The 25,215-nt window shown below is 68.1% G+C and carries 24 protein-coding genes and 4 pseudogenes; 24 read left to right on the top strand and 4 right to left on the bottom strand.

The features are described 5' to 3' along the window. The first annotated feature begins 193 nt into the window (after nt 1-193). The 7 genes and pseudogenes from LXX_RS07345 to LXX_RS16760 all read left to right on the top strand — a co-directional run. On the top strand, nt 194-1,630 hold the full coding sequence (locus tag LXX_RS07345; protein WP_041767588.1) for a sugar porter family MFS transporter: 1,437 nt from the start codon (nt 194-196) through the stop codon (nt 1,628-1,630). 117 nt (nt 1,631-1,747) lie between these two features. Further along, a pseudogene (locus LXX_RS07340) lies at nt 1,748-2,746 on the top strand (IS481-like element ISLxx4 family transposase). 237 nt (nt 2,747-2,983) lie between these two features. Then, nucleotides 2,984-3,352: pseudogene (locus LXX_RS12715) on the top strand (aminotransferase class IV); the annotation flags it as partial. 67 nt (nt 3,353-3,419) lie between these two features. After that, nucleotides 3,420-3,617 (top strand): hypothetical protein, encoded by a 198-nt coding sequence (locus LXX_RS07330; RefSeq protein WP_192807294.1) that lies wholly within the window; start codon nt 3,420-3,422, stop codon nt 3,615-3,617. Beyond that, on the top strand, nt 3,577-3,777 hold the full coding sequence (locus LXX_RS07325) for a ComEA family DNA-binding protein (protein ID WP_041767586.1): 201 nt from the start codon (nt 3,577-3,579) through the stop codon (nt 3,775-3,777). The genes LXX_RS07330 and LXX_RS07325 overlap by 41 nt, the downstream gene beginning before the upstream one ends. Beyond that, a pseudogene (locus LXX_RS16765) lies at nt 3,777-5,210 on the top strand (ComEC/Rec2 family competence protein); the annotation flags it as partial. The gene LXX_RS07325 and the pseudogene LXX_RS16765, both read left to right, overlap by 1 nt. 247 nt (nt 5,211-5,457) lie before the next feature. Further along, nucleotides 5,458-5,880, top strand: a pseudogene (locus LXX_RS16760) (ComEC/Rec2 family competence protein); the annotation flags it as partial. On the opposite strand, the gene LXX_RS15625 reads toward LXX_RS16760, so the two are convergent. Then, nucleotides 5,815-6,153 (bottom strand): hypothetical protein, encoded by a 339-nt coding sequence (locus tag LXX_RS15625; protein WP_050737883.1) that lies wholly within the window; start codon nt 6,151-6,153, stop codon nt 5,815-5,817. The pseudogene LXX_RS16760 and the gene LXX_RS15625 sit on opposite strands and share 66 nt — an antisense overlap. A 29-nt stretch (nt 6,154-6,182) precedes the next feature. On the opposite strand from LXX_RS15625, the gene holA reads away from it, so the two are divergent. Beyond that, nucleotides 6,183-7,223, top strand: a complete 1,041-nt coding sequence (gene holA, locus LXX_RS07315) for a DNA polymerase III subunit delta (RefSeq protein ID WP_011186275.1) — start codon at nt 6,183-6,185, stop codon at nt 7,221-7,223. A 121-nt stretch (nt 7,224-7,344) separates the two neighbouring features. On the opposite strand, the gene rpsT is transcribed toward holA, so the two are convergent. Together rpsT and LXX_RS07305 are read right to left on the bottom strand one after the other, a co-directional pair. Beyond that, entirely contained in the window at nt 7,345-7,605 is a 261-nt protein-coding gene (gene rpsT / locus LXX_RS07310; protein WP_011186274.1) for a 30S ribosomal protein S20, read from the bottom strand. A 106-nt stretch (nt 7,606-7,711) separates the two neighbouring features. Next, nucleotides 7,712-8,635: an NAD-dependent epimerase/dehydratase family protein gene (locus LXX_RS07305; RefSeq protein ID WP_041767585.1), complete on the bottom strand. Its 924-nt coding sequence runs from the start codon at nt 8,633-8,635 to the stop codon at nt 7,712-7,714. On the opposite strand from LXX_RS07305, the gene LXX_RS16755 reads away from it, so the two are divergent. The 4 genes from LXX_RS16755 to hemW all read left to right on the top strand — a co-directional run bounded on the left by LXX_RS16755 (nt 8,634) and on the right by hemW (nt 12,883). After that, nucleotides 8,634-8,975 carry a hypothetical protein gene (locus tag LXX_RS16755; protein WP_041767584.1) on the top strand — a complete coding sequence of 114 codons (342 nt, stop codon included), beginning with the start codon at nt 8,634-8,636 and terminating at the stop codon, nt 8,973-8,975. The two genes, LXX_RS07305 and LXX_RS16755, sit on opposite strands and share 2 nt — an antisense overlap. Before the next feature lie 53 nt (nt 8,976-9,028). Further along, on the top strand, nt 9,029-10,879 hold the full coding sequence (lepA, locus tag LXX_RS07295; protein ID WP_011186272.1) for a translation elongation factor 4: 1,851 nt from the start codon (nt 9,029-9,031) through the stop codon (nt 10,877-10,879). Nucleotides 10,880-10,994: 115 nt separating this feature from the next. Beyond that, nucleotides 10,995-11,642 carry a DUF1990 family protein gene (locus LXX_RS07290; RefSeq protein ID WP_041767583.1) on the top strand — a complete coding sequence of 216 codons (648 nt, stop codon included), beginning with the start codon at nt 10,995-10,997 and terminating at the stop codon, nt 11,640-11,642. After that, entirely contained in the window at nt 11,642-12,883 is a 1,242-nt protein-coding gene (hemW, locus tag LXX_RS07285) for a radical SAM family heme chaperone HemW (RefSeq protein WP_011186270.1), read from the top strand. The genes LXX_RS07290 and hemW overlap by 1 nt, the downstream gene beginning before the upstream one ends. A gap of 12 nt (nt 12,884-12,895) precedes the next feature. Here hemW and LXX_RS07280 read toward each other — a convergent pair whose 3' ends face one another. Beyond that, nucleotides 12,896-13,273 carry a DUF4870 domain-containing protein gene (locus LXX_RS07280; protein ID WP_011186269.1) on the bottom strand — a complete coding sequence of 126 codons (378 nt, stop codon included), beginning with the start codon at nt 13,271-13,273 and terminating at the stop codon, nt 12,896-12,898. A 243-nt stretch (nt 13,274-13,516) separates the two neighbouring features. On the opposite strand from LXX_RS07280, the gene hrcA reads away from it, so the two are divergent. The 12 genes from hrcA to LXX_RS07220 all read left to right on the top strand — a co-directional run bounded on the left by hrcA (nt 13,517) and on the right by LXX_RS07220 (nt 25,166). Beyond that, nucleotides 13,517-14,536, top strand: a complete 1,020-nt coding sequence (gene hrcA / locus LXX_RS07275) for a heat-inducible transcriptional repressor HrcA (protein WP_011186268.1) — start codon at nt 13,517-13,519, stop codon at nt 14,534-14,536. A gap of 70 nt (nt 14,537-14,606) precedes the next feature. Beyond that, entirely contained in the window at nt 14,607-15,716 is a 1,110-nt protein-coding gene (gene dnaJ / locus LXX_RS07270; RefSeq protein WP_011186267.1) for a molecular chaperone DnaJ, read from the top strand. 1 nt (nt 15,717) lies between these two features. Further along, nucleotides 15,718-16,443 carry a 16S rRNA (uracil(1498)-N(3))-methyltransferase gene (locus LXX_RS07265; RefSeq protein WP_011186266.1) on the top strand — a complete coding sequence of 242 codons (726 nt, stop codon included), beginning with the start codon at nt 15,718-15,720 and terminating at the stop codon, nt 16,441-16,443. Between the two features lie 23 nt (nt 16,444-16,466). Continuing rightward, complete coding sequence (locus LXX_RS07260; protein WP_041767582.1) at nt 16,467-16,838, top strand: histidine triad nucleotide-binding protein; 372 nt, start codon at nt 16,467-16,469, stop codon at nt 16,836-16,838. Beyond that, nucleotides 16,825-17,928: a PhoH family protein gene (locus LXX_RS07255; protein WP_011186264.1), complete on the top strand. Its 1,104-nt coding sequence runs from the start codon at nt 16,825-16,827 to the stop codon at nt 17,926-17,928. Before LXX_RS07260 ends, LXX_RS07255 begins: the two co-directional genes overlap by 14 nt. Next, nucleotides 17,925-18,386, top strand: a complete 462-nt coding sequence (gene ybeY, locus LXX_RS07250; protein ID WP_011186263.1) for an rRNA maturation RNase YbeY — start codon at nt 17,925-17,927, stop codon at nt 18,384-18,386. Before LXX_RS07255 ends, ybeY begins: the two co-directional genes overlap by 4 nt. 9 nt (nt 18,387-18,395) lie before the next feature. Continuing rightward, nucleotides 18,396-19,745, top strand: coding sequence for a hemolysin family protein (locus tag LXX_RS07245; protein WP_041767581.1), 1,350 nt, complete (start codon nt 18,396-18,398; stop codon nt 19,743-19,745). Further along, nucleotides 19,742-20,635 (top strand): GTPase Era, encoded by an 894-nt coding sequence (era, locus tag LXX_RS07240; protein WP_011186261.1) that lies wholly within the window; start codon nt 19,742-19,744, stop codon nt 20,633-20,635. The genes LXX_RS07245 and era overlap by 4 nt, the downstream gene beginning before the upstream one ends. Nucleotides 20,636-21,053: 418 nt before the next feature. Then, the gene (locus LXX_RS14865) at nt 21,054-21,719 is read left to right on the top strand and encodes a hypothetical protein (RefSeq protein WP_176714783.1); all 666 of its coding nucleotides are present in this window, start codon (nt 21,054-21,056) and stop codon (nt 21,717-21,719) included. Further along, entirely contained in the window at nt 21,716-22,381 is a 666-nt protein-coding gene (locus tag LXX_RS07230) for an RICIN domain-containing protein (RefSeq protein ID WP_176714782.1), read from the top strand. Before LXX_RS14865 ends, LXX_RS07230 begins: the two co-directional genes overlap by 4 nt. A gap of 242 nt (nt 22,382-22,623) precedes the next feature. Next, a complete protein-coding gene (locus LXX_RS07225) occupies nt 22,624-24,492 on the top strand; it encodes a sensor histidine kinase (protein WP_041767578.1) in 1,869 nt (622 codons plus the stop codon). After that, nucleotides 24,489-25,166 carry a response regulator gene (locus LXX_RS07220; protein ID WP_041767577.1) on the top strand — a complete coding sequence of 226 codons (678 nt, stop codon included), beginning with the start codon at nt 24,489-24,491 and terminating at the stop codon, nt 25,164-25,166. The genes LXX_RS07225 and LXX_RS07220 overlap by 4 nt, the downstream gene beginning before the upstream one ends. Nucleotides 25,167-25,215: the final 49 nt, after the last annotated feature.

Below are 25,215 nucleotides of genomic sequence, written 5' to 3'. Positions count from 1 at the left end.
CAGAACGTGGTTCCGCCGCAGCCCTGTGGACGACCCGCCGGACGCTAGCTCCCGCAACCGTGCGACCCGGCGTACCGTGTCTCACGCCCCCCTGAGACGGGTGGGCATACAACCGAAGAAGGATGAGATGTCTGAGCAAAACAGGGAACCCGCGGAGACGAGCGAGGAGAGCGCACTACAGCCCACGGCCGCGATGCGGCGGAAAGTCACCGGTCTGGCGCTTGCGGCAGCGGTCGGGGGCTTCCTGTTCGGGTTCGATTCGTCCGTCATCAATGGGGCCGTCGACTCGATTCAGAGGAATTTCGCACTGAACGCCTTCGTCACAGGGTTCATCGTCGCTATCGCCTTCTTCGGGTGCGCCGTCGGCGCGTTTGTCGCGGGGCGGCTCGCCGACCGGTGGGGCCGGTTGCGGGTCATGCTTCTGGGCGCCGTTCTCTTCCTCATCAGCTCGGTCGGGGCCGGGCTCGCGTTCTCCGTATGGGATCTCGGTCTGTGGCGCATCGTCGGCGGTCTCGGAATCGGAATCGCCTCCGTCGTGGCTCCGGCGTACATCGCCGAGATCTCCCCGCGGCAGTCGCGGGGACGCCTCGGGTCCCTGCAACAGCTCGCGATCACCCTCGGCATCTTCGTGGCGCTGCTGTCCGACGCTCTGCTCGCAGGGATCGCGGGGTCGGCGTCCAGCCAGCTCTGGCTCGGGCTCGAAGCGTGGCGCTGGATGTTCCTTGTCGGCGTCATCCCGTCGGTGGTCTACGGCGTCCTGGCACTGACGCTGCCGGAGTCGCCGCGCTATCTGCTGACGACCGGCCGGCACAAAGATGCACGGGCCATTTTCTCGACGATGGTGCCAGAGGGCGATGTCGACCGGCAGGTCCGCGACATCGAGCGCGTGATCGAGGAAGACAAAGAGGGCAGGAGGGGGACCCTCGCCGGAAACCGCTTCGGCCTCAAACCGATCGTGTGGATCGGAGTCATCCTCTCGGTGTTCCAGCAGTTCGTCGGCATCAACGTGATCTTCTACTACTCGACAACGCTCTGGCGTGCGGTCGGCTTTACGGAGAGCAACTCCCTCCTGATCACGGTGATCACCTCGGTGACCAACGTCGTCGTGACGATCGTGGCGATCCTCCTGGTCGACCGGGTTGGGCGCCGGCCGATCCTGCTTACGGGATCGGTCGGGATGGCGCTGGCGCTCGGCGTCATGGCTCTCTCGTTCACCTTCGCGGTCAAGCAGGACGGGGCTGTCTCCCTCCCGAGTCCGTGGGGTCCGCTCGCACTGGTGGCCGCCAACGTGTTCGTCGTCTGCTTCGGTGCGTCGTGGGGGCCGCTGGTGTGGGTTCTGCTGGGCGAGATTTTCCCCTCCCGCATCCGAGGCAAGGCGCTCGGAGTCGCCGCAGCGGCCCAGTGGATCGCGAACTTCCTGGTCACCGTCTCCTTCCCGCCGATGTCGGACTTCTCGCTGCCGTTCACCTACGGGATGTACGCTGTATTCGCGGCCCTGTCGTGGTTCTTCGTGTTCTTCAAGATCCCGGAGACGAACGGCATGGCGCTGGAGCACGCTGAGACGCTCTTCCAGGAGGCAGGTGGCCGTCGGCGTGGCATCCAGGTACGTTCCAGCGGCGACTCGGTCTAGGTGTGATGTCCAGGGGGGTTGTTTCGGCGATACGGTCGTGAGGAGTTGAGGGGCGAGGGCCTCCGGTTGTGAAGTGGAGCTGTTCAGTTCAACCGCTTCACGATCCAGGAGGCCTTCGTGTCCCACGTTAACGCTGCTCTCACACCGCGCGCTCGTCTGCGCCTTGCCAGGCTCATCGTCGAGGACCATTGGCTGGTCTCCGTCGCAGCGAAGATGTTTATGGTCTCGCCCGTTACCGCGCGGAAATGGGCGGCGAGGTTCCGCGCCGAAGGCACGGGAGGGATGACCGACCGGTCTAGCCGCCCACGATCGATGCCAACGCGGACGCCGTTGCCCGTGCTCAAGCGGATCGTGCGGGCGAGGTGGCGACGACGCCTGGGGCCGGTGCAGATCGCCGGCGAGCTTGGCCTTCCCGCCTCGACCGTCCACGCCGTCCTGGTGTGCTGCCGCATCAACCGGCTCTGCACCATTGATCGGGTCACGGGCGAGCCGATCCGTCGCTACGAGCACGACCACCCTGGATCGCTGATCCATGTCGACGTGACGAAGTTCGGCAACATCCCCGACGGCGGCGGCTGACGATTCGTCGGCCGCGTCCAGGGCGAACGCAACCGGGAAGCGACCGCCACCCGCACGAAGAGCAGGAACCACCGCTACGAGCCACGGTTGGGCACCGTGTTCGTCTACACGATCATCGACGACCACTCCCGCGTCGCCTACGCCGAGATCTGCTCCGACGAGAAGGCGGACACCGCGATCGGTGTCCTGCGGCGTGCTGTCGCCTGGTTCGCCGACCGGGATGTCAGCGTCGAACTCGTCCTCTCGGACAACGGCTCCGCCTACAAGTCCTACGCCTGGCGAGACGCCTGCACAGAGCTCGGGATCAGGGCGAAGAAGACCCGACCATACCGACCACAGACCAACGGGAAGATCGAACGCTTCCACCGCACACTCGCCGACGGCTGGGCCTACGCCCAGTTCTATGGTTCAGAGGCCGAACGACGAGAAGCACTCCCCGGCTGGCCCCACTTCTACAATCATCACCAGCACCACTCCGCCATCAGAGCCCCACCCATTAGCAGAATCGACAACAACCTCCCTGGACATCACACCTAGCCCATCTGGGCCTCTCCGACGCGTATATCCGCACCATCGCGTGGCGTGGTGAAGCGGTCGGCGTCGGTGGCGACGGAGCACAGGTCCATCTCGCGATGGCGGCGTGGAACTGGAGTTCCCCGCATTCGGCGGACACCGGCATCGATCTCGCCTGGTCGCAGTGGCGACGGCCGTCTCCGGACACGCTGCCGGTGAAGGCGAAGTGCTCGACGGCCTACACGATCGGGACGCTCGCTTCCATCGACGCGCGCAAGCAGGGTGCGGATCACCGATGCCCTGTTCGTTACGCACGATGGGCGTATCGCCGATGTCACCGGAGCGAACATCTTCCTGGTGAAAGGCCGAACACTTCTGACGCCGATCGCGGACAGTTTCCTGGGCGGTATCACCCGGAAGACCATCCTCGACAGAGCGCACGAACTGGAGCTCCTGACCGAGGTCCGCCATATCGACCCGTCTGAACTCGTGCAGGCGGACGAGGCGTTCGTCTGCGGCACTGCATACGAAGTAGTGCCGGTCCGAAGCGTCGGTGACCATGTCTTTCGCTCCTCACAGGTCGGTCAGACGGTACGGAACTGGTATCTGGACAGGGTTCATGGTCGGTAGCGTGATGGGCGAGGCGCGGAGCCTTGCGGGAGATCGTCTGCTCATGGTGGGTCTGGACTGGCCAGCGGTGGACACCGCTCTTCAGCTGAGAGTCGACGTCACTGTGATCTGCTCGCGAGCGATCGCGCGCTCAGGACTGCGGAAGCTCGACGGCGTGAAGGTCCTGCTGGTCGAGGACCACAGCCGGCTGGACGACTGCCTGGCGGTCCTCGCGCTCGAACGGAATGGACAGCGCACCCATCGACCTCAACACGGCGACGGCTGAGCAACTCGAGACACTGCCGCGGATCGGTCCGGTTCTGGCGCGTCGCATCCTCGACTGGCTCACCGCGAACGGCCGGTTCGCGGCGGTCACCGATTTGATGGAGGTGACCGGGATCGGCCAGAAGGTCTTCGACGGTCTTCGAGACCGGGTGCGGGTCTGATGCCCGACTTCCGTCTCGCCGCCCCCGCCGCTCTGCTCTGGGCGGCCTGCGCCCTCGGCGTCGGTGTGCCGCAGGCGGCGCCGTTCGTCGCCGTGCTGGACGCTCTCGGAGCAGTCCTCGTTCTCCTGGCCGCCCTCCTGCTCGATCGCTCCCCTCTGCGTGGGGCCTCCGCGATCGTTGCGGTCGGGCTGGCGACGGCGGCGGCCGGCCTGGCTGTCGTCGCCGCCATCGCTCCGCTGCGGGTCGACGCTGCGCTATCCGCCGCTGCCGCGGCGGGGGAGCGGGCGCAAGTGGCGATGCGTATCGAGAGTACACCTCGGCGTGTCGCCGCCGGCTTCGACGGCGAGACGTGGTGGAGCATCTGCGGAACGACTGTGGCGATGCGCGGTGCGACACAGGGTCCGGCCGCCGGCGGGGACGGCGCGCGGAGAGCGCGCGCCGGTGTTCCGATCCGGCTCGTGGCCCCGGCTTCCGCTGAACGGGTTACCCGGCTCGCTCTCGGCGCGACAGCGTTGGCTGAGGTCTCGCTCCGCGTGGAGGAGCCGGGTGGGGCGACGGCCTACTCGGTGTTCGCGGACTTCGAACCCTCCGTCGGCGAGGGACCGTCGCCGTGGCTCGTTTGGACGGGCCCGCTCCGCGCTGGGCTGGCCGGGGCGTCCTCCGGAACGCCGGGAGACGGTGGCGACCTTCTGCCCGGTCTCGCGATCGGGGACGAGACGGCCGTCGGCTCCTCCTTGGACGCGGCGATGAAGGCGAGCTCCCTGAGCCATCTCACCGCGGTCTCCGGGGCGAACTGCGCCATCGTGACCGGGCTGGCGTTTCTGGCCTCCGCCCGGATCGGGCTCGGCCGACGTCTGCGCATCGTCGTCGCGGCCGGGGCGCTCGGCCTCTTCGTGTTGCTCGTCGGACCGGGGGCGAGTGTCCTGCGGGCCGCGGCGATGGCGCTCGTGATCTTGATCGCTCTCGCGCGCGGGCGCTCGGCAGCGGGTCTTCCCACTCTGTCGCTGGCGGCCATCGTCCTGCTGTTCCACGATCCCTGGCTGGCGCGCGACTACGGCTTCGCGCTCTCGGTGCTGGCTACGGCCGGGCTGCTGTTGCTCTCGCGCCCGCTCGGTGAGGCTCTGGCACACCTGCTGCTGCGCCGCCTGGCTTTCACGCTCGCCGTTCCGGTGGCGGCACAGGTGGCCTGCCAGCCGGTCCTGCTGCTGCTCGCCCCCGGGTTGCCGCTCTACGGAGTGGTGGCGAATCTCCTGGCTGCGCCGGCTGCGCCGATCGCCACCGTCCTCGGCTCTCTGGCCTGTGCGCTGCTCCCGTTCGCTCCGTTCGCAGGCCAGGCGATCGTCTGGCTCGCCTGGCTGCCCTCGGCCTGGATCGCCGCTGTCGCCCGATTCGTGAGCAGTCTGCCCGGCGCGGCGCTCCCGTGGCCTGGCGGATCGGTCGGCGTCGCGCTCTGCGTGTTCCTGACGATCACGGTGGGGCTGGTGCTCGCCCGCAGGCATCTGCCGGGTATGATCGCCAGGCTCGCCGTCATCGCCCTGGTCACTGCGGCTGGGGCTACACGGGAGCAATGGGGGTACCGTGCTCGCCCGGGTGCTCGGACTCCCTCCTGGCTGGCAGATCGCTGCGTGCGATGTCGGGCAGCGCGATGCCCTGGTGATCCGCGACGGCGGTTCGGTCGCGATGGTCGACGTCGGTCGCTCCGCCGAGCCGGCCGCCTCCTGCCTCGACCGGCTCGGCGTCGGCCGAATCGCGCTGCTCGTGCTGACCCACTACGACGCCGACCACGTCGGCGGTCTCGACGGAGTCGTCGGGCGGGTCGACCGTGCTCTCGTGGGGCCGCCGACGCGCCCGGCCGACGAGGCCGTGCTCCGCACGCTCGCTGCGGCGGGCGTCGCGACCGAGCAGAGCAGAGCCGGACTCTCCGGCCGCCTCGGAGGCGTGAGCTGGCAATTGCTCTGGCCACCGGGCGAGGAGCCATCGGGCGCGACGTTCTCCGGCAACGCCGGGAGCCTCGTCCTCGAAACGAAGGGGAACGGACTACGAACGCTCGTCCTCGGTGATCTGGGCGAGGAGGCGCAGAATCGGCTTGTCAGCACGGGGACGGTGCGACCAGCGGACGTCGTCAAGGTCGCCCACCACGGTTCGGCCGATCAGAGCCGTCGGCTCTACGAACTCCTCAGCGCCCGGCTCGGTCTGATCTCCGTCGGCGCGGACAACGGCTACGGCCATCCCACCCGGCACGCCCTCGATCTGCTCGCTGCGGCGGGCACGGCTGTGGCTCGCACCGACCGGTCGGGGACGCTGCTTGTCTCGCCGGGAGCCGGCGGGCCTATTCTCTGGGGCGAGCGGCCGGCGGAGGCCGATGCCAATGGTCACCCCTATCCTGGATACGGACGAGGAGGAATGTGGCCACCCGAGCATCGAGCAGAGCCGGCGCGAGCAGATCGCGTGCCGCAGCGATCGCGATCCCGCAGCTGTCCTGGAGCCAGATCCGGCCGGCTCCCGTCGTGCTCGTATCCGGTACGGAGAGTTTTCTCGCCGACCGGGCGGTGCGTCAGCTCCGCGAAGCTCTCCGTGCGGCCGATCCCAGCCTGGAGATCAGCGATGTTTCGGCCGCCGACTACGCCGCGGGGGAGCTGCTCACACTCGCGAGCCCTTCCCTCTTCGGCGAACCGAGGCTGATCAGGGTCGAGGCGGTCGAGAGGTGCAGCGATGCCTTTCTCTCCGAGACACTGTCCTACCTGGAGGAGCCCGCCGAGGGGGCGGTCGTCGTGCTCCGGCACGCGGGCGGTGTGCGAGGCAAGAAGCTGCTGGACGCGATCCGCTCCGGGACCGGGAACGGGGTCGAAGTGGTGTGCGCCGAACTGAAGAAGGACGCGGAGAAGTACGAGTTCGCTCAGGCGGAGTTCGCGCGGGCGGGTCGCTCTATCTCGCCGGGCGCGCTCAGAGCCGTCACCTCGGCGTTCGCCGACGATCTGGCTGAGCTCGCCGCGGCCTGTCAGCAGTTGCTGTCCGACTCTGCCGAGCAGATCGTCGAGGCGACCGTCGACAAGTACTACAGCGGGCGCATGGAGACCAACGCCTTCCATGTCGCCGACGTCGCTCTTGCCGGGCGCTACGGAGAGGCGCTGGTGACGATGCGGCACGCGCTCGCCTCCGGAGCCGACCCGGTGCCGATGGTGGCTGCTTTCGCAAGCAAGATCCGCACGATGGCCAAACTCGCCGGCGCACGAGGCGGCTCCGGGCAGTTGGCCCAGCAGTTCGGGCTGGCGCCGTGGCAGGTCGACCGGGCCAGACGCGATCTGCAGGGCTGGGCGGAGGAGGACCTCGGCCGGTGCATCGAGGTGCTCGCCGAGACCGATGCCAACGTCAAGGGAGGTGGACGCGACCCGGTCTTCGCCCTGGAGACGATGATCAGAGTCGTGAGTTCCCGGGTCCGTCTCTGATGGCGTCCGAGCTGGCCCCCACCGGCGGAGCCGACCGCCTCGGGACACAGCGAACCCCCGGTTCCGGATCGGAAGCGGGGGTTCGTCGCGGCGCGGGACAGGTTCCGCGATGGTCGTCGCGTCAGAGAGCGGCGACCTGCTTGGCGATCGCAGACTTGCGGTTCGCCGCCTGGTTCTTGTGGATGACGCCCTTGCTGGCCGCTTTGTCGAGCTTCTTCGACGCCAGACGTAGCGCAGAGGACGCCTTCTCCTTGTCACCGGTGGCCACGGCCTCGCGGGTGGCGCGGATGGCCGTCTTGAGCTCGCTCTTGACCGCCTTGTTGCGCTCCTGCGCCTTCTTGTTGGTGCGGTTACGCTTGATCTGCGACTTGATGTTTGCCACGGATGATTACTTTCGTTCGTGAGTGATTTCGGATGTGCCGTTCAGCGAGAGAGGGCGCCTCGCGGCGTTCGTGCGGACAGACCCACACGCAAGCCAACACATCATTTTAGCAGCGGCCAATGCGCGGACCAAATGTGCCCGATCGGCCGCGGCCGGCGGCTGGCGCGTACGAACCGGAAGTGAGCTCGTCGATCAGCGACGGTCCGTTTGGCTCCCAGCTCAGGGTGATCCTGGCCTTCGTGCCGCGAGCGCTCTGCGAGAGCAGCAGCGCCTCTGCGAGTGCGCCGCCAAGGCGGTCGGCTGTCTCCGCCGCGCTCTCCTCCTCGACGCGACCGGCGAGTCCCGCCGCGTCGGCCGCCGCGATCCCGAGCTCGCGGACCGTCGGGTTGGCGCCGCTGGCCCCGATATAGATCTCGCCGGCTCCGCCGTTCTCGAGAGCGAGCGCATAGACCGCCGCGAGGTCGTCCACATGCACGGTCGCCCAGTGCTGGGAGCCGTCGCCGATGAGACGGAGCGCCGGAGCAGTGGCCGACCCACGGGGAGCGTCGGCGAGCAGCCGGGCAAGTCCGCCGCCGCGACCGTAGACGATCGAAGGCGCGACGACGATGCCGCGCACGCCGTCCGCGGCGAGGACGAGCGCTTCCGTCGCCCCACGCCAGACGGTCAGTGCGGGTGGCGCGGACGGGGATTCCTCGGCGATGTCCGCGGCGTCGCCGTACGTCCAGATCCCGCCGGTGTGGACGAACGGCTTCCCGCTGCCGGCGAGTCCGGCGAGCACCGCCGGCACCAGGACCGGGTCGGCCTCCTTCGTGGAGGCGAGGTGGACGACGCCGTCGCTGGCGCGGGCGGCGTCCTCGACGAGCGCGGCGTCGGCCGCGTCGCCGACGATGGCGTCCGCGCCCGCCGCGCGCACCGCAGCGGTCTTCGCTTCGTCGCGCACCAGGGCGGTCACCGAGTGGCCCTCCGCGAGGAGACAGGGGAGGACAGAGGAGCCGATGTAGCCGGTCGCGCCGGTGAGGAGAATCTTCATGCCATCGGTCAACGCTGCGGACGGCGCCAGGCATTCCCGCACGGGCGGGCGGCGAACGATCCCGCAAGATGCGCTGGGCGAGCGCGACATCCCGGTGATCTTCGGTCCGATTCTCTCCTCGCGGTCCACAGTGGCGCTGCGCGATCGGGAACCTCGCCAAGCTGACGGCGGCCGGGCATTTCGCGTCGCGATCACGACCGATCATCCGGTCGTCCCCATCAACTCCCTGGTGCATCAGGCCTCGTTCGCGGTGAACGAGGAGCTTCCGCGTCGGCGCGCTCGCCCCGGGCCTGGACGGCGTCGGCCGCGTGACCGCGAGCGCGCCGAGCGCTTCGTCTGATTCGTTCCGGTCGCGAGACACCCGCGGCGGGTTCATGGGAGAATGGCGGCACGATGTCACCACGAGCCCTGAAAGTCCTCGAGCCCGCCGCGACCGACCCGGCGCTCATCCGCAACTTCTGCATCATCGCCCACATCGACCACGGCAAATCGACGCTGGCCGACCGCATGCTCCAGATCACCGGCGTCGTCGCCGAGCGGGACATGCGCGCCCAGTACCTGGACCGCATGGACATCGAGCGCGAGCGCGGCATCACCATCAAGAGCCAGGCGGTCCGGATGCCGTGGGGCTTCGACGGCGACTTCTACGCCCTCAATATGATCGACACCCCGGGCCATGTCGACTTCACCTATGAGGTGTCCCGCTCGCTGGCGGCCTGCGAGGGCGCGATCCTGCTCGTGGACGCGGCCCAGGGCATCGAGGCGCAGACCCTCGCGAACCTGTATCTGGCGCTGGAGAACGACCTCACCGTCATCCCGGTGCTCAACAAGATCGATCTGCCCGCCGCCGATCCGGACAAGTACGCGGCCGAACTCGCCGGCCTCATCGGCGGCAAGCCCGGCGACGTGCTCCGCGTCTCCGGCAAGACCGGCGTGGGTGTGGACGATTTGCTCGACCGGGTGGTCCAGGAGATCCCGGCGCCGGTCGGCGCCGCCGACGCACCGGCGCGCGCCATGATCTTCGACTCCGTGTACGACAGCTACCGCGGCGTAGTGACCTATGTCAGGATGATGGACGGCCGTCTGGGTCCGCGCGAGCGAATCCAGATGATGTCCACCCGAGCCACCCACGAGATCCTCGAGATCGGCGTCTCCTCGCCCGAGCCGACCGCGTCCAAGGGTCTCGCCGTCGGCGAGGTGGGATATTTGATCACCGGTGTGAAGGATGTCCGCCAGTCGAAAGTCGGCGACACCGTGACCTCTGCGGCGAAGCCCGCCGTGGACCCGCTGCCCGGCTACACCGAGCCGAAGCCGATGGTGTTCTCAGGCCTGTACCCGATCGACGGCAGCGACTACCCGGAGCTGCGCGAGGCCCTCGACAAGCTGAAGCTCTCGGACGCCGCCCTCGTCTACGAACCGGAGACCTCGGTCGCGCTCGGGTTCGGTTTCCGCTGCGGCTTCCTCGGGCTCCTGCACCTGGAGATCATCACCGAGCGGCTCTCCCGCGAGTTCGGACTCGACTTGATCACCACCGCACCGAGCGTCATCTACGAGGTGACCACCGAAGACAGGAACGTCATCACGGTCACCAACCCGAGCGAGTACCCGGCGGGCAAAATCGAGCGGGTGGAAGAGCCGATCGTCAAAGCGGCCATCCTGGCGCCGAAGGACTACGTCGGCGTCATCATGGAACTCTGTCAGAGCCGCCGCGGCACCTTCCTCGGCATGGAGTACCTCGGCGAGGACCGCGTCGAGATCCGCTACACCATGCCCCTCGGCGAGATCGTCTTCGACTTCTTCGACAACCTCAAGAGCAGTACCGCCGGGTACGCCTCGCTCGACTACGAGCCGGCCGGTGAGCAGGAGGCCGACCTCGTTAAGGTCGACATCCTCCTCCAGGGCGAGCAAGTGGATGCGTTCAGCGCGATCGTCCACCGCGAGAAGGCGTACGCCTACGGCACGATGATGGCCGGCCGCCTGCGCGAGTTGATCCCGCGGCAGCAATTCGAGGTCCCGATCCAGGCAGCGATCGGCGCCCGGATCATCGCTCGTGAGAACATCCGCGCCATCCGGAAGGACGTTCTCGCGAAGTGCTACGGCGGCGACATCACCCGCAAGCGCAAGCTGCTCGAGAAGCAGAAAGAGGGCAAGAAGCGGATGAAGATGGTCGGTCGCGTCGAGGTGCCGCAGGAAGCGTTCATCGCGGCACTGTCGGGAGAGGTGGGGAAGAAAGGCAAGAAATGAGCTTTGGCCGGCGTCTTATCGAGCGCTGTGCCGGACAGCCCTCGCCCACACCGTGGCCATGCCGCCGCTCCCCGCAGGTTCGCGCTCCGCGCCCGATTGACGCAGGACAGACACGATGCAGCGTTCTCCTCTCTCCGATCAGCCCGTCACGTACGCCGCGGTCGGCGCCACCCAGGCCGCGGATCTGATGTTCTACCCGCCGCGGGGCTACAAACCGCTGGAGCGGCAAGTCCGGCTCGGCAGCGGTGAAGAGCGGTTCGAGTCCGCTGCGAAGGCGCTCATGACGTGGGGAGTGCAACGGGGGAGCGGCATCCAGATCACCGAGGTCGATGAGGGCACCGGCATCCAGTACGAGGGAATCGAATACAACCCCGACGGATCGCCCCGCGGGATGCGGGAGCCCCGGGTGAGCCAGGACGTCTTCGCCGACGGCGGCTCGCCCTTCATCCGCAACGGCATGTCGGCGGTGCTGCGGGTCCAGGTGGGACCATTCCACTTCTCCGCTCCCGTGCGGGTGGTCGCCGTGGTGGACGAACCCAATCGGCGCGGTTTCGCATACGGGACGCTCAAGGGGCATCCGGAAAGCGGAGAAGAGCTCTTCCTGGTGGAGTTCCGCGAAGATGGAACGGTCTGGTTCGTGTTGCGCGCGCTCTCGCGGCCCTCGAACGCGCTCTTCTGGATCGCGTCGCCGCTGCTCGGGGCGATGCAGCGGCGGTTCACCGCCCGCTATCTGCGGTCGCTGCTCCCGGCTCGAGCTGGCTGATGCCGGGTCCGCTTCCGCTCGGGGAGCCGGCGCCGGCCGATGGGGCGATCCCCGACAACGCCGGGGGCGGCTCGGCAGACCGGGACTTCGGCGTCTACCTGCATGTGCCGTTCTGCCGTGTGCGCTGCGGCTACTGCGACTTCAACACGTACACCGCGACCGAAGTGCGCGGTGTCTCCCAGACGGACTACGCGGATCACGCTGTGGCGGAGGTGCGGTTCGCCGCTCGGGCGCTCGGGCGCAGCGGCCTCCCGGCCCGGCCTGTCTCGACCGTCTTCTTCGGCGGCGGCACGCCCACGCTGCTCCCGCCGGAGGCTCTTGGCAGGATGCTCGGCGCCGTGCGCGAGCAATGGGGCTTCGTACCGCAAGCGGAAGTCACGACCGAGGCGAACCCGGACTCGGTGGACGCGGCCGATCTGCTCCGGCTCGCCGCCGCCGGGTTTACTCGGGTCTCCTTCGGGATGCAGTCCGCCGTCCCGCGCGTCCTCGCGACCCTGGAGCGCACCCACGACCCAGAGCGTATCCCCCTCGTGGTCCAGTGGGCGCGGGACGCAGGTTTGCAGGTCAGCCTCGATCTCATCTACGGCACACCCGGGGAGACGCTCGGCGACTGGGAGCGCTCGCTCGACACCGCGCTCTCTTGTGTACCCGACCACCTCTCTGCGTACTCGCTGATCGTCGAACCGGGCACGAAGCTCGCCCGGCAGATCGCAGCGGGGCAGCTCCCGGAGCCTGACGACGATCTTCAGGCCGATATGTACGAACGCGCCGACACCCGGCTGGCCGGTGCGGGCTACGACTGGTACGAGGTCAGTAACTGGGCGAAGGACGACGGCCACCGTTCCCGCCACAACCTCGCCTACTGGCTTGGCCACGACTGGTGGGGCATCGGCCCCGGCGCTCACAGCCATATCGGCGGCGACGGCGGCGGAGTGCGCTGGTGGAACGTGAAGCATCCCGCAGCCTATGCGCAGCGGGTCCTCGCGGGGCAGTCGCCCGCGGCAGGACGGGAGACCCTGGGCGCCGAGACCCAGCGTGTCGAGCGCGTGCTGCTCCGGATGCGCATTCGCGAGGGAATCGCAAGCGCCGAGCTGGAGCCGACCGGCCGTCGCGCCGTGGCCGGACTCATCGCCGATGGTCTGGTGGATGCGAAAGCCGCCCTCGCCGGGACAGTGACGCTGTCTCTGCGGGGGCGGCTGCTGGCTGACGCCGTGGTCCGGCGGCTGCTCGCCGAGGAGTGAAGCGAGCGACGGTCAGCTGACGAACTTGATGGCCATCGGATACGTGTAGTCGGCGCCCTGGTTGGCCTTCATCGCCGCTATGACGCTGAGCACGATGTTCACCACCCAGACCGCGAAGAGGACGATCAGCCCGACACCCACGAAGCTGGTGATCCAGCCCAGCAGATAGCCGATGAAGAGCGTGATCTGGAAGTTCAAAGCCGTCGTGGTGTGTGCGCGCACGAAGGGACCGCGGTCTTTCAGCACGAGATAGCCGACCAGCGCCGGGATCCAGTTGAACAGGATGCCGCCGACATGGACGAGCGTCGCCCAGAGCTTCTCGTCGGCTGGGCTCAAGTGCTGCGAGCTGCCTCCGTACGGCTGCTGGGGCGGCGGGGGCGTTGCGGACATGGGTCTCTCCTCCTACCTAGACGCCCACCGGGTGGTGAACGAGTGACGGGCTAATCATAGGGGGCGCGGGCGAATCTGAGAACAGCAGCGAGAAATCGGCCACTCGGCCGAGCGGACCTCGACCGGGAAGCTGTGTGGTGCCTCATCGCTCTCTCGCGCGGTCGTGGACCTGTCCCCACGCCGAGGAGATATGATTGGCACTCAGGATCAGCGAGTGCTAAGAGACGATCGAGGAGGCGGAGCATGGTCTCGGAACGAAGCCTCGATGTGCTGCGTGCGATCGTGCAGGACTACGTCTCTTCCTGTGAGCCCGTCGGCTCGAAGAGCATTGTCGAACGCCACTCCTTCGGGGTGTCAGCGGCAACGATCCGCAACGACATGGCCTTGCTCGAAGAAGAGGAGCTGATCGCGGCTCCGCACACCTCGTCCGGCCGCATCCCGACCGACAAGGGCTACCGGCTCTTCGTCGACCATCTCGCGGAGGCGCGCCCGCTCTCACCGGCCCAGCGCACGGCGATCGAGATCTTACTGGGGCAGTCGGTGGACCTGGACGATGTTCTCTCGCGCACCGTCCGTCTGCTCTCGCAGCTGACCAATCAGACCGCGATCGTGCAGTATCCCTCCCTGTCGCGCTCGCGCATCCGGCACATCGAACTCGTCTCGCTTGCGCCGCGCCGGCTGCTCAGTGTGCTGATCACCGACTCGGGCGCTGTGGAACAGCGCGTGATCGAGCTGACGGACGAGCTGGCGGAAGCGGACATCGCCGAGATCCGCGGCGCCATCAACGGTGCGGCGGCTGGGCTGTCCCTCGCCGATGCGGCCGTCCGGCTGAGCGAGCTTCCGGATGCGCTCGCAGACCGGGCGCGCGCGCTTGTGGCCCCGGTCGCGAGCGCCCTGCTCGATCAGATCGCCGCGAACCGGCAGGATCGGCTCATGATGGCGGGCGCGGCGAACCTGGTGCGCACCGGCGACGACTTCCCCTCCAGCATCACTCCGGTGCTGGAGGCGATCGAAGAGCAGGTCGTCCTGCTGCGTCTCTTCGACGAGATGGCGCACGACCAGCACAGCGTCGCGGTCAGCATCGGCCGGGAGAACGACGGCTTCGGGCTCACCGAGGCTTCGGTCATGTCCAGCGGCTACAGTTCGGCGGGAGCGGACATCGCCCGCGTCGGACTCATCGGCCCGCTCCGCATGGACTACTCGGGCAATATGGCTGCCGTGCGCGCCGTGGCCCGCTACCTCTCCCGGCTTCTCGGCGACTGAGCCGGGACTGGCGAAAACCGACGACAAGCACACCTACGCGACAAGCATCGACAAGAAGGAAAAGCCTTACGTGGCCGACCACTACGAAGTCCTGGGCGTTGAGCGCAACGCCACCCCCGACGAGATCAAAAAAGCGTATCGCCGCCTCGCGCGTGAGCTGCACCCGGACGTGAACCCGAGCACCGAGGCGCAGGAGCGTTTCAAGCTTGTGACGCACGCCTACGACGTCCTGAGCGACCCGCAGCAGCGGCAGCAGTACGACCGTGGCGGCGCAAGCGGATTCGGCGGAGGCGGCGGGGCCGACTTCTCCGGATTCGGGGACATCTTCGAGACGTTCTTCGGCGGAGGCGGGGCGAGCCGCGGGCCGAGGTCCCGGCGCGAGAGAGGTCAGGACGCGCTGCTGCGGGTGGAGGTGGACCTCGACGAGGTGGTGTTCGGCGCCCATCGCGACCTCGAAGTGGACACCGCCATCGTCTGCGAGACCTGCGACGGCTCCTGCTGCCAGCCGGGGACCGCGCCCGTCCCCTGCGACATCTGCCACGGAACCGGCAGCATCCAGCGCTCGGTCCGATCCTTGCTTGGCAATGTGATGACGTCGAGCCCGTGCGGTTCCTGCCGCGGGTACGGCACCGTCATCGCGACACCGTGCGTCACCTGCCAGGGCCAGGGCCGGGTGCGCGCCCGCCGCACAGTGCCGGTGGACATCCCCGCCGGTGTGGATACGGGCCTGCGCCTTCAAATGCCGGGCTCGGGTGAAGCCGGTCCTGCGGGCGGCCCGAATGGCGATCTGTATCTGGAGATCAAGGTCAAGCACCATGACGTCTTCAGTCGTGACGGCGACGATCTGCTCTGCACGCTGGAAGTGTCGATGGCGGACGCCATTCTCGGCGCCGCGGCGACCATCAAGGCGCTCGACGGCGATATCCGGCTGGAACTCAAACCGGGAACCCAGAGCGCGGACATCGTCAGTGTGAAGGACCGCGGCATCACCCATCTGCGTTGCAGCGGCCGCGGCGACCTGCGCGTCGGCATCCAAGTGGTCACCCCGACCAAACTCGACCACAGGGAGAAGGAGCTGATCAAGAAGTTCGCGGAGAGCCACAAGGCCAGCGAACCGTCGCTGGCGCGTTTCCAGCAGGGTCTGTTCGCGAAGCTGCGCGATCGGTTCCTGAACGTCTAGCATGGCCTCCCTGTACCTCTGCGAGGACCTCGACGCCGCCATCGGCGATCGGCTGACGCTCACCGGGCCTGAGGCCAGGCACGCGGTCACGGTGAACCGCACGCGGCCGGGTGAGCGCATCCTGATCGGCAACGGCCGCGGGCTGGTCGCCGCGGGCGAGGTGCTCGTCGCCACGGGCTCCGAGCTGACGATCGACGTCGCTGCGCTCGATCGCATCCAGAGGCGCGAACCGGCGATCACCCTGGTGCAGGCGCTCGCGAAGGGCGACCGCGACGAACGGGCGATCCAGGCGGCGACCGAACTCGGAGCGGATGCGGTGATCCCGTGGGCGGCCGCCCGGTCGGTCTCCCGCTGGGAGGGGACGAAAATCGCCAAGGGCCGGGAGCGCTGGGCGACGATCGTCCGCGAGGCGGGCAAACAGTCCCTCCGCCCCTGGACGCCGGAGGTCGGCGAGCTGTCGACCACGAGGCAGATCGCCGCTCTGGCTGTGACGCACCGCGTCCTGGTGCTCGAACCGTCCGCTGGCGGACGGCTCACCGATGTGACCCCGGACGCCCGACCGCTCGCGCTCGTGGTGGGCCCCGAGGGCGGCATCGACCCGGCCGAGCTCGACGTCTTCCGCGCCGCGGGGGCCGAGCTCCTCCGCCTTGGCGACACCATCCTTCGAACGTCCACCGCGGGACCGGCCGCCCTGGCCGTGCTCTCCGCGGCCACCCGGCGCTGGTGAAGCTGGTGAATAGGATGGACGCTATGACAGAGCGGCAGGATGAGCGGTCGGTCTTCACCCGCATCATCGCGGGAGAGATCCCGGCGGACGTGGTGTACGACGGCGAGCGGCTGATCGCATTCAAGGACATCGCCCCGCAGGCGCCCGTGCATCTCCTGGTCGTCCCCAAGACCGACCAGTACCGCGATGTGGTCGAACTCGCCGCGGGGGACCCGGAGCTGCTCGCCGAACTGGTCGCCACCGCCCGATCGCTCGCCGCTGAGCACGCGGACGGCGACTTCCGCCTGATCTTCAACACCGGGGCGAACGCGGGGCAGACCGTGTTCCACGTCCACGCTCATGTTCTGAGCACGCCAGCGGGCGGGCTCGAGGAAGGAAGCCTTGCCGACGAGTGAACCGACACCGCCGCTGAGCCCCGAGGGTGCGGCCGAGGCCCATCTGAGCGTCGACGGCGTCCAGATGGTCCGGCTGCTCGGGCCCCAGGATCGGCTGCTCACCACGCTGGAACGGCAGTTTCCGCTGGTGAGCGTTCACGTCCGTGGCGACGAGATCAGCCTAACTGGCGACCCGGCGCAGGTCGAAGGGGCGCGGCGTCTGGTCGAGGAGCTGCTGCACCTGGTGCGCAACGGCCAGGACATCGGCCCAGCGGACGTCGCGAACTCTGCCAAGATGCTCCAGAGCGGGCTGAATCTGAGCCCGTCGGACGTGCTCGGCCAGGCCATTCTGACCGCGCGCGGCAAGAGCATCCGCCCCAAGACGCTCGGGCAGAGCGAGTACGTGGACGCCATCGACCACAACACGATCGTGTTCGGGATCGGCCCAGCCGGAACCGGGAAGACGTATCTCGCGATGGCCAAGGCAGTGCAGGCGCTTCAGCGCAAAGAGGTGACCCGCATCATTCTGACGCGGCCGGCCGTCGAAGCCGGCGAGCGGCTCGGCTACTTGCCGGGGACCCTCACGGACAAGATCGACCCCTATCTGCGCCCACTCTACGACGCCCTCAACGAGATGATGGACCCCGAGCTGGTTCCGAAGCTGCTGGCCGCAGGCACGATCGAGGTGGCGCCGCTGGCCTATATGCGCGGCCGCACGCTGAACGACTCGTTCATCGTTCTGGACGAAGCGCAGAACACCACGCCCGAGCAGATGAAGATGTTCCTCACACGGCTCGGGTTCAACGCGCGGATGGTCGTCACCGGCGACATCACCCAGATCGACCTGCCGAACGCGGCGAGCGGACTGCGGCTGGTGACATGCGTGCTGAACGGGATCGACGACATCCACTTCGCCCGGTTGACCAGCGACGACGTCGTGCGCCACAGCCTCGTCGGCCGGATCGTGGACGCCTACACCGAATACGACGCCAAACAGCAGGAGCGGCAGCACGAGCGCGAGCAGGCGGCCGAGTTCGCGGCCCGCGCCGAGCGCCGCTCCGGGGCATCGCGCGACCACCTCACCAAGCGACGACAGGGTCCGAGTAAATGAGTATCGAAGTCAACAACGAGTCCGCGATCGCTGCGGACGAGGCGAAGCTGCAGCGGCTCGCGGGGTACACTTTCGACATCATGCACGTCCACCCGGACGCCGAGCTGGCGATCCTGCTGGTGGATGAGGCGGCGATGGAGCAGTTGCATGTGCAGTGGATGGACGAACCCGGCCCGACCGATGTGCTCAGCTTCCCGATGGACGAGCTGCGCCCCGGCACAGAGGACGAGCCATCGCCCGCGGGTCTGCTGGGCGATGTGGTGCTCTGCCCGCAGGTGGCGCAGGTCCAGGCGGAGACCACGGGCCACACTCTGATGGATGAGCTGCTGCTCCTGATGACGCACGGCATCCTGCATCTGCTCGGCTTCGACCACGCCGAACCGGCGGAGGAACGGGAGATGTTCGGCATCCAGCGCGATATCCTGGTGGGCTTCGCCCGCTACGACCGGCAGCACTAGGCAGCGGCGATGCTCGCCGCGCTGTTCTTCGTCTTCACATTCGCCCTGGTGGCGTTCGGTGGCCTGATGGCCGCCGTCGAAGCCGCCCTGGGCGTGCAGTCCCGCGGTGACATCGCCGATCTGGCGGAGACCTCGCGCGCCAGCAAATCGCTCACGGTGATCGCGGAAGACCCGGGGCCCTACTTCAACGCTGTCAGCTTCAGCCGGATCATCGCCGAGACGACCGCCGCGGTGCTGGTGACGCTCGCCTTCGAGCAGATCTTCGAGGAGTGGTGGATCTCGCTCCTCCTGTCGGCGCTGATCATGACGGGCGTCTCGTTTGTGCTCGTCGGCGCGAGTCCGCGCAGTGTGGGCCGGGCGAACTCGACACTGCTGCTGCGCCTCACCGCGCCGTTGGTGCGCATCGTCTGCGTCGTGCTGGGCCCTATACCGGGCGGTCTGGTCGCCCTCGGTAACCGGGTGACGCCGTCCCGTGCCCGGTCGGCTCCGGTCACGAGCGAGGAGCAACTGCTCAGCATCGTGGACGAGGCGACGGAGTTAGACGTGCTGGAGGAGGACGACCGCGAGTTCATCCACTCGATCTTCGAGTTCAGCGACACGGTCGTGCGCGAAGTCATGATCCCGCGCACGGACATGATCACCGTCGACAAGAGCGCCGGTCTCGGCACCGCTATGGGACTGTTCTTCTCGAAAGGCGTCTCCCGCATCCCGGTCATCGATGACGACCCAGACGACGTGGTGGGCATCCTCTACCTCAAGGACGCGGCGAAGCTCAGTTTCGAGAGCGTGCCCGGCAGGGACGCGATCGCGCTCGGGGAGCTGGTGCGGCCGGCCCTCTTCGTACCGGAGTCGCAGAAAGCGGATGCCCTGCTGCGCGAGATGCAGCGCGAATCGAACCACCTTGCGATGGTCGTGGACGAGTACGGCGGCATCGCCGGACTGGTGACCCTGGAGGACCTCATCGAGGAGCTTGTCGGAGACATCTCGGACGAGTACGACCAGGAGGTCGCCCTCGTGCAGGAGGTCGGCGACGGCCGCCACCGGGTCGCGACACGCCTGCCGATCGACGATCTGGGCGAACTGTTCGATCTGGAGATCGAGGACGAGGATGTCGACAGCGTCGGCGGTCTCGTCGCCAAGGCGCTCGGCCGGCTCGCGGAGGTCGGGTCGACGGTGGCCGCGCACGGCCTGCGCTTCACGGTGGATCGCATCGAGGGACGGCACAAGCATGTCGCGAGCGTGCTGGTGGAGCGAGACACCGCGGTGCTGCCCGAATCCGCCGGGAAGTCGGACCGCGCTGCCAGGAACGACAAGCACAGAAACGACAAGAACAAGCAGCAGAGGGAGCCGCGACCGTGACCGATTACCGCGCCGGATTCGTTTCGTTCGTCGGCCGGCCGAATGTCGGCAAGTCGACACTGACTAACGCTCTGGTGGGCGAGAAGATCGCCATCACGAGTTCGAAGCCTCAGACGACCCGCCGTGCGATCCGCGGGATCATGCACCGGAGGGAAGGCCAGCTCATCCTGGTCGACACCCCCGGCGTCCACCGGCCGCGGACGCTGCTCGGCGAGCGGCTCAACACGCTCGTGGAATCGACGCTCGGGGATGTCGACGTCATCGGCTTCTGCGTGCCCGCCGACGAGAGGATCGGCCCAGGCGATCGCTTCATCAACGAGCGGCTGGACGACTACCCGCGCGCCAAGAAGGTCGCGATCGTCACCAAGATCGACTCCGCGAGGAAGACGCAGGTTGCCGAGCAACTGCTCGCGGTTTCGGCGCTGCGGGAGTGGGAGGCGATCGTTCCGGTCTCGGCGGTGAACAGTATCCAGCTCGACACCCTGACCACGGAGCTGATGAGACTGCTGCCGGTCTCGCCCGGCCCGCTCTACCCGGACGAATCCGTCACCGATGAGGGCGTGGAGGACCGCATCGCCGAATACATCCGCGAGGCCGTGCTCGACGGCGTCGAGGATGAGCTACCGCACTCCCTGGCCGTGACCATCGACGATCTGGTCGAACGCGATGACAAAGACCTCCTCGAGATCTACGCGAACCTCTTCGTCGAGCGCGACAGCCAGAAGGCTATCGTCATCGGCAAGGGCGGCAGCCGAATCCGGGAGGTCGGCGCTACTGCGCGAGAACCCATCGAGGCGCTGCTCGGGCGGCACGTTTTCCTGTCGATCCGGGTGAAGGTGGCGAAGGACTGGCAGCGCGACCCGAAGCAGCTGGGACGGCTCGGGTTCTGAATCCTGCACACGGGGAAAGGCTCTTGCCGGATCGTGGACAGGGGCGAACGCATCCATCACACGACTTGTGTACTCAGAGCGGGACCCCTCCACTCACATTGATTGCCGATCTCTCCCACAGAGTATCGAGCCTGCGCACGGCCCCGCGCCGCTTCTGGTTAGCGTGAATCCCGAATCCGCCACGAAGAAGGGGTGCCAGCATGTAGAAGAAGTCCGGTACGGGATCGCCTGCTGGAGCGCGCGGGCGCGGTCGTAGCCGCTACGCCTCGGCGCTCGCGCTCATCCTGATCGGGGGATCGCTCGGAATCGCCGGCCCGGCGCTCATCCCGAGCAGCGCCCTCGCCGCCGGGACCAGCCCGAGCTCTACGCCGAATCCGGCGCACATCCGACCGGCCAGTCGGCGGTGTTCACTACCACGGTGGGGCTGAATCCCTCCAAGGACGCTGGGACCTTCTGTGGCCATCGCGTCCAGGTCGGCTACCAGGTCGGCACCATCGGCTTCGAAAGCGTCGAAGACAGCTCGGGCCGCAACCTCTGGCTCTTCTTAACACAGGGTGCGACGGGCTGCGAGCCGTCCGCGGCGGACGGCGGCCACTGCGCCGGCGCACTCGACGGGAAAAGCGAGGCGAGCGTGCGCATCTGGAAGACCTGGCAGGCCGGGCGGACCTACTCGCTCCACGTCGCTGCCATCGCGGGTCGCCCGGGCTGGTGGCACGCGTCTGCCCTCGACGGTTCCGGCGGCGCCGAGACCGCTCTGGGCAACCTCCAGTTCGCGAACGGCGGGACTCGGCTCACGCCGTTGCGGAGCGTGGTCGAGTTCCCTCAACTGAGCGATCCCGGCGATCAATGCACGAAGCTGGAGGACAGCGATGCGACTTTCGGGCCTTTCCAGGTCGATGGAAAATTCTTCCGCTACGGGTCCGCGTCTGCGTACAGTTTCGCATGCGCCAACAAGGTGCTCCGCCTCAACGGCGACGGATCCGCGTTCCTCGCCACCCATTCGAAGCTGAAACCAGCCACGCTCCTCTCGAAGCCGAACGCGCTCGCGGTCTCCCCCTCTTCGCCTTCTGGCCGTCGCCGTTGATCCTGCAGCCCGCCGAGTCGGAGAAGGCGGCTACCTGGCAAGTGCGCTCCGACGGCACGATCCGCACCATGAACGACCGGTGGTGCATCGCCGACCAGCCCCGCTCGTTCTGGCACAATCCGTGGGTCGCTCTCGCCCGGTGTGCCTCCGTGCCGAACCAGCGCTGGAGCCAGGTGGACGGCCACTTCAAGAACGAGTCAACCGGACTCTGCCTGGCCACCTCCGACCACAGTACGTATCCCGCCTCCCGCCTGGCGACCGCCCCCTGCTCACGGGACGCCGACCAGCAATTCGTCAGCGTCGAGCCTCAGACGATCATGACCCGGTCGCCGGGCTCCTACCTCTGGCCGGACACTAGTGTGAAACCGGACAGCCCTGTGATGATCCGGCAGTCGGTTCCCGAACCGGGCTGGAAGCTGCTGCCCGACGGCACGATCCGCAGCCTCGACGACCAACAGTGCCTCGGCTTCAGCGGCTCCTCGACCGCGAACGGCACCCCGGTCGTCCTCGGGGCCTGCACCGGCGGCGGCCAGAAGTGGACGGCCACTCCCGACGGCGAACTCCGCACGCGCCTGGCGGACAACGTCTGCGCAACGGTCCAGGAGGGGAGCGTCGTCGGCTCCCGTTGCACGGGCGGGGCGAATCAGACGTTCTGGTTCTGATTCGCGGCCGAGGCCGCCGGGGCGGCGCCCGCAGTGTGTCAGCGGCTCATCGCGGCGGGCGCCGGGCGAGGCATCGGGGCGCCGCCGCGATAGCGCATCGCCCACTCCTCACGGACTGAGAATGTAGTACATGAAATATGGTATCGCGACCGGCGGCAGAAGCCCGGCGGCGTCTCCCTACCGAGAGAAGATTCGCGCGCCGGGATGCCGCCCGGCGGCCTCGCGCACCGTACCGTAGAGGAATGGCCGACCGGACCCGTCTCCTCAGCGCACTGGCGCGACACCGCTGGGTGCTCGAGCCAGCGCTCGCGCTCGCGCTGTTCGCGGCGTGGCTGGTCGCAGGCCTCCCGTTCTTGTTCTGGCCCGCACTGGCGATGGTCTTCTACGCGGCGAGTGTCGCGCTCGCGCGCGTGCTGCAGGGGGCGACCCTGACGCTGATCTGGTTCGGCCTACTGGCGGACCTAACCGAAGGGGATCCGCTCCCGACCGCTTTCCGGCTCATCTCGGCCGTCGCCGTCGTCACGGCGCTGTTCAGCATCGCATCGCACGGCGGGCGCGCGCTCCGCTGGCTGGGTTTCGTGTCGGCCCTGCTGTGGTCGCCGGTGGTCGCGTATCTGTTCACCGTGCGCGGGGAGGTGAAATTCCCGCGATTTGGACCGCTTATCGCCGGGTACTACACCAGCCAGGGCGTTGGGGTCGTGCTGATGAGCCTGCTGCTCGCGGTGGTGTTCGTGTCAGGGTGGCTGCTGGGCTTCCTGGTGTCGCGGGAACGGGTGGCGGAGAGAGACAGCCGGAGCATGCTCATGTGGCTCGCCGCCTCCGGGGGGACCCCGCCGACCACGGACGGCCCGCAAAGCGAGCGGCTGGTACGGCGGCTGAGCCGGCGCCAGCTGACCCTCGACATCGGCGGTGCGATCGCGTTCGTCCCGTTCTGCCTGCTGCTCGACCTGTCATCGGCTTACCTTCGGCAGGAGGGCGGGCGCAGCACTGTCGTGATCGTGATCGTGTTCGCGGTCGCGGTGGCGCTTTGGCGGATGGCCCCGGCGGTGGCGCTCGCGATCGCGTGGCTGGGGGCAGTGTTCCAGCTGACGACCGGGCACAACATCCTGGTCTGCGATATCGCCGTGCTGATGGTGCTCTACGCGACGGCCGCCTACGGCGATCAGGTCGTCCGGTACGCGGGCCTGATCTCGGCCGGCCTCGGCGCATTCGTCGCGGGGCTCTACCTGTCGCTGAGCGCCGCTCTCTCCCAGGGCTACTTCGATCTGCTGTCGGCTCAGTTCACCGGTCTCGCACTGCAATTCGCTTTCCTCTTCGTGGTCAGCGTGACCGTGCTCGGGCTCTCCTGGGTGCTCGGCGTTCTCATGCGCACTTGGCGGAACGCCCGCTACTCGCGGTCCGCGCAGATGGTCGCCGAGATCGAGCGGAACCGGGCCGAACAGGATGTGGCGATCGAGCAGGAGCGCACCCGCATCGCCCGCGACATGCACGATGTCGTCGCCCACTCGCTCGCGGTCGTCATCGCGCAGGCCGACGGTGCGCGCTACGCCCGCCGCACCGCGCCCGAGGCCGTCGATGAGGCGCTGACGACCATCGCTGCGACGGCCCGGTCGGCCCTCGCCGATGTGCGCGTGCTGCTCGCCGAACTGCGGCAGTCGCAGCCGGAGGGTCCCCAGCCGACGCTCGCGAGCCTCGATCAGACGGTCGAGCAGATCCGTGCCGCCGGCCTCGCCGTCGCCGTCGAACGCCTCGGCGAGTTCGATCGGCTCGGCTCCGCCCAGCAGATCGCCGCCTACCGCATCGTGCAGGAGGCGCTCACCAACGCCCTCCGGCACGGCGACACCACCAAGCCGGCCACCGTCGTGCTCGCCGAAACAGCGCGCATCGGCGGCGGATCCGGCCTCGTCATCACCGTGAGGAACAGCATGAAATCCGTCCCTGCCGAAACCGCGAGCACCGGCTCGCTCCCGCGCATCGGACACGGCTTGCCCGGGATGCGTGAGCGCGCCTCCCTCGCCGGCGGCACACTTTCTGCCGCCGCCGCCGAGGGAGTGTTCGTGGTCTCCGCGTTCCTCCCGGCCCTCGTGGCGACGCCGGGAGCGGAAGCGTGACCGTGCCGATCCGCGTCGCCCTGGTGGACGACCAGGCGCTGTTCCGCGCGGGGGTCCGGATGCTGGTGAGCTCGCAGGAGGACCTCGAATTCGCGGGGGAGGCCGCCAACGGCGCGGAGGGCGTCGAACTGGTGCGTCAGACGAACCCCGATGTGGTGCTGATGGACATCCGCATGCCGGTGATGGACGGCATCGCCGCCACCGGCGAGATCGTCGGACATGCCGCTCGCGAGGGCCGGACGCCGCCCCGCGTCGTCGTGCTCACCACCTTCGACCTGGACGAAGCGGCCGCGCGCGCCATCCGCGGCGGAGCGAGCGGATTCGTCCTGAAGGACGCCGAGCCGGAGTTCCTGCTGGCTGCCATCCGCACCGTGCATGCGGGCAACGCCGTCATCGCGGCGGGGGCGACCCAGAATCTCTTCGAGCGCTTCTCCACCGGCCGTGCGGCCCAGCCGGTGCCGGCCGAGTTCGCATCGCTGACCTCCCGGGAGCGGGAGATCTTCGCGCTCGCTGCCCGTGGCCTGAGCAACGCGGAGATCGCCGGAAGCGAGTTCCTGAGCGAAGCCACTGTGAAGACGCACATCAGCCGCATCCTGGGCAAGCTGGGTCTTCGCGACCGCGTTCAGATGGTCGTGTACGCCTTCGAGCATGGGCTGAACCGGGAAGCGGAGTAGCCCGGGTCATCCTTGAGAGGGACGCGGGATGAGTCTGCGGCGTGATGCG

It is taken from the genome of Leifsonia xyli subsp. xyli str. CTCB07 (assembly GCF_000007665.1).
In the GTDB taxonomy this organism is placed as follows: domain Bacteria; phylum Actinomycetota; class Actinomycetes; order Actinomycetales; family Microbacteriaceae; genus Leifsonia; species Leifsonia xyli_C.
This window is presented reverse-complemented; position numbering and strand designations above follow the sequence as displayed.